Origin of the sequence: Phenylobacterium sp. (assembly GCF_044371015.1) — a bacterium.
Lineage (GTDB): Bacteria > Pseudomonadota > Alphaproteobacteria > Caulobacterales > Caulobacteraceae > Phenylobacterium.
Map to the genome: position 1 here is coordinate 1 of NZ_JBILUK010000316.1, position 2,967 is coordinate 2,967.

The following is a 2,967-nucleotide window of genomic DNA, read 5'->3' on the forward strand; positions in this document are numbered from 1 at the left end:
GCGCGCCGCCTGGGGGTGGAAGGGCGCATCGGTCTTGAACCAGTTTGCGGCGATGGTGCGGGGGTTCGGAGTCGGTCGACTGGCCGCCATCCTGGGCGTCGCCGCGGGCCTCGCCGCCGTGGCCGCAGCGATCTTCCTGAATCTCGGCCAGCCCAAGGCGCTGCTCTATTCCAATCTCGATCTCAAGGAAGCCGGCTCGATCACCCAGGCGCTCGATCAGGCTGGGGTGAAGTACGAGGTCAAGGGCGACGGCTCCACCATCATGGTGCCGCGCGACGAGGTCGCCGCCACCCGGCTGATGCTCTCCAGCAAAGGCCTGCCGACCGCTGGATCGGTCGGCTATGAGATCTTCGATGAGGCCAACGCGCTGGGCCAGACGGACTTTGTCCAGCAGCTCAATCGCCAGCGCGCCCTGGAAGGCGAGCTCGCGCGCACGATCCGCAGCCTTGAGGGCGTCACCTCGGCGCGAGTCCATCTTGTGCTGCCCAAGCGCAACCTCTTCGAAGCCGAGGCCGAGCAACCCTCAGCCTCGGTAAGCATCGGCGTCGGGGGCCGAGAGCCGGGCGCCGATCAGGTTCGGGCGATCCAGAACCTTGTCGCCGGCGCGGTGCCGAACCTCAAACCTGACCGGGTCACGGTCGTGGACCAGCACGCCAAGACCCTGTCGGGGGGCGACGTGGGCCTGGCCGCCGAGGCCGACGGCCGCAAGTCCGAGGTCGAGCAGCGCATCGCCAAGCAGGTGAAAACCCTGATTGAGGGCATGGTGGGCGCGGGCAAGGCCCGCGTGAACGTCTCCGCCGATCTTGAGATGTCACGGGTGACCGTGCAGCAGGAGACGTTCGATCCCGACGGTCAGGTGATCCGCTCGGAGTCGACCACCGATGAAAACAGCCGCGAGGCGGACAGCGCAGGCTCCGGCCAGGCCTCCGTCGCCGCCAACATCCCGGGTGGAGACGCGCCGGACGAGAATCTCAACAGCTCGACCAGCGGCCGCCAGGAATCCACGACCAACTACGAGATTTCCAAGACGGTCCGCACCGAGGTTCAGGAGCCCGGCACAGTCAAGCGCCTCTCCGTCGCTGTGGCCGTCGATGGCGCCACCGCGCCGGCCGGAGCCGACGGCAAGCCCGGCGCCTACACGCCCCGCTCGGCGGAGGAAATGCAGCGCATCGAGCAACTTGTCCGCACCGCCGTGGGCTTCAACGCCGAACGCGGCGATCAGGTCAGCGTCGTCAATGTCCGCTTCCCCACCGCCGACACTGCAGGCGGCACCGAGGCCGCCAACCCGCTCATGGGCTTCGACAAGAACGACATCATGCGGGGCGTCGAATTGCTGGTTCTGGCGATCGTCGGCGTCCTGATGATCTTCTTTGTCGCCCGTCCCCTCCTGGGAGCCGGCGGCAAGGGCGGCAAAGGCGGGGTTCCCGCCATCGCAGGCGATCCACAGGTCACCCGCATCGTTGTGACTCCAGATGGCCAGCAGATGCAGATCGCCGCCGACGGCAGCATCACCCGGCTGGCTCTTCCCGGCCCGGACAACGGCGCGACCATGGACATCGCCCGTGTGGACGGACAGGTCCGGGCCAACACGGTGAAGAAGGTTAGCGACTTCGTATCGGCGAATCCCAATGAGTCGGTCGCACTGCTGCGCACCTGGCTGCACGAATCCACCTGATGTCTGAAAAGCCAGAGAAAAACATCGTCGACCTGGTACGCCTCAACGGGGCCGAGAAGTGCGCGGTCATCCTGCTGGCGCTCGGCGAAGACCACGCCAAGATCTGGCAGGCGCTCGACGAGGAAGAAATCAAGGAAATCTCCCAGGCCATGGCGTCGCTGGGCAATGTCTCCTCAAGCGTGGTCGAGGAGCTCCTGGTCGAGTTCCTTACGGGCGCGTCTGGCTCCGGCTCCATCATGGGCTCCTACGAACAGACCCAGAAGCTGCTTGCCTCGATCATGCCCGGCGACAAGGTCGACGCCTTGATGGAGGAGATCCGGGGGCCCGCCGGCCGCACCATGTGGGACAAGCTGGGCAATGTCAGCGAGTCGGTCCTCGCGAACTATCTGAAGAACGAATACCCGCAGACGGTCGCGGTCGTGCTCTCCAAGATCAAGCCCGAGCATGCTTCCCGGGTCCTGGCCTCGCTTCCCGAAGACTTCGCGCTCGAATGCGTCATGCGGATGCTCCGCATGGAGCCGGTGCAGCGCGAAATCCTCGACAAGATCGAGATGACGCTCCGCAACGAGTTCATGTCGAACCTGGCGCGCACCTCCAAGCGCGACAGCCACGAAATGATGGCCGACATCTTCAACGCCTTCGATCGTCAGACGGAGTCGCGCTTCATAACCGCTCTGGAAGAACGCAACCGCGAGGCGGCGGAACGGATCCGCGCCCTGATGTTCGTCTTCGAAGACCTCTCCAAGCTGGACCCCGGCGGCGTTCAGACCTTGCTGCGCACGGTGGAGAAGGATCAACTCGCCCTGGGCATGAAGGGCGCTTCGGACGCTCTGCGTGAAATGTTCTTCTCCAACATGTCCGAACGCGCCGCCAAGATCATGCGCGACGACATGGAGAGCATGGGCCCTGTCCGCCTCAAGGACGTCGACCAGGCCCAGATGTCGATCGTCCAGACCGCCAAGGATCTCGCCAACAAGGGCGAGATCATGCTGGCCGGCTCCGGCAACGACGATGAGCTGATCTACTGATGAGCACAGCCGTTCAGAAATTCGGGTTCGACACCGTGTTCGGGGCCACCGGGGACATCGCCCGCGCCGCGCCGCGCCCGCGCCGGCTCTTCCCGGCCGAGGAAGTCGAACAGCTCCGCACTGAGGCCCGCGCGGAGGGTGAGCGCGCGGCTCTGGCCAGCGTCGCCGCGCGGCAGGCTGAGGCGCTGGCCCGGATCGCCGACGCCTGCGGGCGCGCCCTGCCCAGACTGGCCGAGGTGGCGCATGAACATCGGCTCGGCGCGG

The 2,967-nt window shown here is 66.0% G+C and carries 2 protein-coding genes and 1 pseudogene; all 3 read left to right on the plus strand.

From position 1 onward, the window contains the following. Window positions 1-52: 52 nt before the first annotated feature. The gene (fliF, locus tag ACIQ3R_RS16905) at window positions 53-1,675 is read left to right on the plus strand and encodes a flagellar basal-body MS-ring/collar protein FliF (protein WP_397420020.1); all 1,623 of its coding nucleotides are present in this window, start codon (window positions 53-55) and stop codon (window positions 1,673-1,675) included. Beyond that, the gene (gene fliG, locus ACIQ3R_RS16910; protein WP_397420019.1) at window positions 1,675-2,703 is read left to right on the plus strand and encodes a flagellar motor switch protein FliG; all 1,029 of its coding nucleotides are present in this window, start codon (window positions 1,675-1,677) and stop codon (window positions 2,701-2,703) included. The genes fliF and fliG overlap by 1 nt, the downstream gene beginning before the upstream one ends. Further along, window positions 2,703-2,967: pseudogene (locus ACIQ3R_RS16915) on the plus strand (flagellar assembly protein FliH); the annotation flags it as partial. The gene fliG and the pseudogene ACIQ3R_RS16915, both read left to right, overlap by 1 nt.

Bases quoted from the DNA above. Each gene is read 5' to 3' on its own strand.
- fliF (WP_397420020.1), top strand. From the start codon at position 53: ATGGTGCGGGGGTTCGGAGTCGGTCGACTGGCCGCCATCCTGGGCGTC.
- fliG (WP_397420019.1), top strand. From the start codon at position 1,675: ATGTCTGAAAAGCCAGAGAAAAACATCGTCGACCTGGTACGCCTCAAC.